This window comes from Arhodomonas sp. KWT (genome assembly GCF_010993615.1).
The window spans coordinates 1-3,225 of the sequence record NZ_WNXE01000238.1; the positions used below are offsets into that span (position 1 = coordinate 1).

Below are 3,225 nucleotides of genomic sequence, written 5' to 3' on the forward strand. Positions count from 1 at the left end.
TGCCGAGTCCGCGCTCATGGCCCGTGCTTCCAGCTTCATGGGCCGGGGGCCACCGTTGCCGGGGTCGTTCACCTGCCCGCCGATCAGGGTGACGGTGGCCCCGTCGAAGTCCGCGCCGCTGGTGTTCTGCAGCGTTGCCGAACCGGACAGACGCGCCCCGGCCGGCGCGAGCCGGAGGGTATAGTCCGCCTGCCAGTTCAGGCCCTCGGTGAGGTAGTCGAGGGCGAGCGCTCCGGAGGCGCCGTCGGCCGGCATCACCGTGGCGGCAGTGGCCTGCGGCAGGGTGTCGGTGGGCAGCGCGACCCGCCAGGGCGAGGCGGCGTCGATCCACTCCAGCCGGCCGTCGACGGAGACCACCGGCGTGCCGTTCTCCACCGCCAGCAGCCGGCCACGGCGGCGCTGGCCGTCGTGCAGCAGCACCACCTCGCGGCCGCGCCAGCGTGCCAGCGTCGAGCCTGCCGGGGCCGGGCGGCGCACGGTCTGCACCGCGCCGTCGTCGTCCGTCACCGACAGGGTCTCGAAGCGCATGCCGTCGGGCAGGCCCTCCAGTGGCAGGGGCCCGCCGCCGGCGGGGAGGGCCACGCTCGCGCTCACGAAGGCCGCGGCGTTCTGGTAGAGCACGAGGTGACGGGTGTCGGGGGTCGCCGCCATCGCGGCCGTGCCGCCGGCCAGCGCCAGCACCGCGACCGCCGGGAACTGCTGCCATCGCATCAGTGATCTCTCCCTGTTCCGGGTTGCCAGTGTCTTGTTCGCCCGCCCCCACGGCGGGTGGTCACCCGCCGGTCAGCCAGAGTAACACCGGCACCAGAATGGCGGTAACGGCGCCGTTGAGCCCCATGGCCAGCCCGGAGAAGGCGCCGGCCGCCTCGCTGTGGGAGAACGCCCGCGCCGTGCCGATGCCGTGGGCGGCGACCCCGACCGCGAAGCCCTTGGCCACCGGGTCGCGGAAGCCCACCAGCCGCAGCATGGGGATGCCGAGCACCGCGCCGGTGATGCCCGTGAGGATGACCAGCACCGCCGTGAGCGAGGGCAGCCCACCGATCTGCTCGGCGATGCCCATGGCGATGGGGGTGGTCACGGACTTCGGCACCAGCGAGCGCAGGGTCTCGGTGTCTAGCCCCATCAGGTAGCCGATGCCCAGGGTGGAGACGATGGCCGTGAGCGAGCCGGCGAGCAGCGCCACGCCGATGGGCAGCCACAGCCGCCGCAGCCGTTCCGCCTGGCCGTACAGCGGGATCGCCAGGGCCACGGTGGCCGGGCCGAGGAGGAAGTGCACGAACTGCGCGCCGTCGAAATAGGTCTGGTAGTCCGTGTCCGTGGCCAGCAGCACGGACACCAGCGCGGCGACGGCAAGCAGCACCGGGTTCGCCAGCGGCAGCTCGCGGGTCGCGCGGAACAGCCACTGCGCCAGGCCGTAGGCGCCCACGGTCACGGTCAGCCACAGCAGCGGCTGGCCGGCGAGGTAGACCCAGATCCGCGTGAGCGTGTCCATCGCCTACTCCTCCTGCGGCGCCAGGCGACGCATCAGCCAGCTCAGGGTGGCTGCCGAGACCACCAGGGTGACCGCGGTGCTGGCGAGGATGGTCACCGTGATCGCGAGCCATTCATCGGCGACGCGGCTCAGATGCGCGATGATCCCGACCCCGGCGGGGATGAACAGAAGTGACAGGTGGTCCAGCAGTCCCCGCGCGATCCGGCCCAGCGGCTCTGGCGGGCCGCCGCGCAGGCTCAGCGCGACGGCCAGCAGCACCATGCCCAGCACCGGGCCGGGCAGGGGCAGGCGAAGCGCGCGTACGGTGATCTCGCCGACGAGCTGGAAGGCGAGCAGGGTGAACAGGGACGGGATCATGGTGGCCCTCCATGCCGCTGGGTGGGGGATGAGTCGATCCGGCCCTGTCAGCATAGGCGGCCCGGGCCCCGGCTCACCAGTGGCTTGCGCACGTCCGGGGCGTCGCCGCTATCCTTGCCGCTGTTACCGCCCAATGACGCACCGTCGACAACGCAGGGAGCGAGCGCATGGCCTTCGAGCTGACATCCCCGGCATTCCAGCACAACGGCACCATCCCCGCCCGCTATACCGGCGACGGGGCCGAGCTGTCGCCGGCCCTCGAGTGGCAGGGGGTGCCGGAGGCCGCCCAGAGCCTGGCCCTGATCGTCGACGACCCGGACGCGCCGGACCCGGACCAGCCCCGGGAGCGCGAGGTGCACTGGCTGGTCTACAATCTGCCCGCCGAGGACGGCGGCCTGCCGGAGGGCGTGACCGCCGCAGCCCTGCCGGAAGGGGCGTCGGAGGGGCTCAACGGCGGGCACAGTGTCGGCTACATGGCGCCGCTGCCGGCGGTGGGGAAGCACCGCTATTTCTTCCGGCTGTATGCCCTGGCGGCCCCGCTCAGCGAGACCGGGGTGCCGTTCGACCGTGGCGCGCTGGAGCGGGCGATGTCCGGTCTCGTGCTCGCCCACACCGAGCTGGTGGGGCTTTACCGCCGGCCGGAGTAGTCGCCGCGGGGGTCAGCCTCCGCCGAGCAGGCGCGCGTACCAGTCGGCGACCAGGGTGTGGAGGCCGTCGAAGACCGGCGTGGCCGCGCCGAGCACGATGACCAGGGCGACCACTGCCAGCAACCCGGCGAGCCAGGCGGTGGTATGGCGCTGGCGCGGCGGTGTCCCGGTGGCGGCCCGCGTGGCCGCGGCGCCCGCCGAGCGCGGCTCCGGCGAGACGATGTCCGTGAGTATCGGTTCCTCGCCGCGGGGGGTGGTGCCTTCGCCGGTCCTCGCTTTGTCGAGGGGGGGCAGGGTGTGGCGCTCTTCGTCCCAGGCGCCGAGCAGCGGCTCCGTCGGCGCGCCGTCCTCCACGGGGGCGTCGGCGTCACTTATCCGGATGTCCTCGTTGGGCGTCCCCGCGGGTTCTGCCCGGTCCGGCGCCGTGACATCGTCCGCGACGGGGCCGGGTGACGGCGCCGCCCCGATCCCCGGCGCTGCCGGAGCCTCGGTGGTCTCCGCGCGGGGGGGTGCTGCCACGCTCTGCGCTGTCGCGCCTTCCGGCGCCGGTGCCGCCCCGGGTGTGTCCGCCTCCGTGCCGGTGATGGCGTCGTAGGCGTCGCGCCATTCCTCGTCGAGGGCCTCGTCCTCCATCTCGTCGAGCACCGCGCGCAGGTGCTCGGCGCGGATGGTGTGGCGGGAGTCGGCGAAGGCGTCCAGCAGCATCCGCCCGGCGAGCAGGTTGATCCG

At 73.5% G+C, this 3,225-nt stretch carries 3 protein-coding genes and 2 pseudogenes; 1 reads left to right on the forward strand and 4 read right to left on the reverse strand.

The genetic code is table 11. The annotated features are described in order from the left end of the window. The 3 genes and pseudogenes from G7A99_RS17215 to G7A99_RS17225 form a co-directional block, all read right to left on the reverse strand. Nucleotides 1–711 (reverse strand): annotated as a pseudogene (locus G7A99_RS17215) (hypothetical protein); the annotation flags it as partial. A gap of 61 nt (nucleotides 712–772) precedes the next feature. After that, nucleotides 773–1,492: an LrgB family protein gene (locus G7A99_RS17220; RefSeq protein ID WP_018719083.1), complete on the reverse strand. Its 720-nt coding sequence runs from the start codon at nucleotides 1,490–1,492 to the stop codon at nucleotides 773–775. A gap of 3 nt (nucleotides 1,493–1,495) precedes the next feature. Continuing rightward, on the reverse strand, nucleotides 1,496–1,849 hold the full coding sequence (locus G7A99_RS17225; protein ID WP_163142433.1) for a CidA/LrgA family protein: 354 nt from the start codon (nucleotides 1,847–1,849) through the stop codon (nucleotides 1,496–1,498). Nucleotides 1,850–2,016: 167 nt separating this feature from the next. On the opposite strand from G7A99_RS17225, the gene G7A99_RS17230 reads away from it, so the two are divergent. Next, nucleotides 2,017–2,496, forward strand: a complete 480-nt coding sequence (locus G7A99_RS17230) for a YbhB/YbcL family Raf kinase inhibitor-like protein (protein ID WP_018719085.1) — start codon at nucleotides 2,017–2,019, stop codon at nucleotides 2,494–2,496. Nucleotides 2,497–2,508: 12 nt separating this feature from the next. On the opposite strand, the pseudogene G7A99_RS17235 reads toward G7A99_RS17230, so the two are convergent. After that, nucleotides 2,509–3,225, reverse strand: a pseudogene (locus G7A99_RS17235) (hypothetical protein); the annotation flags it as partial.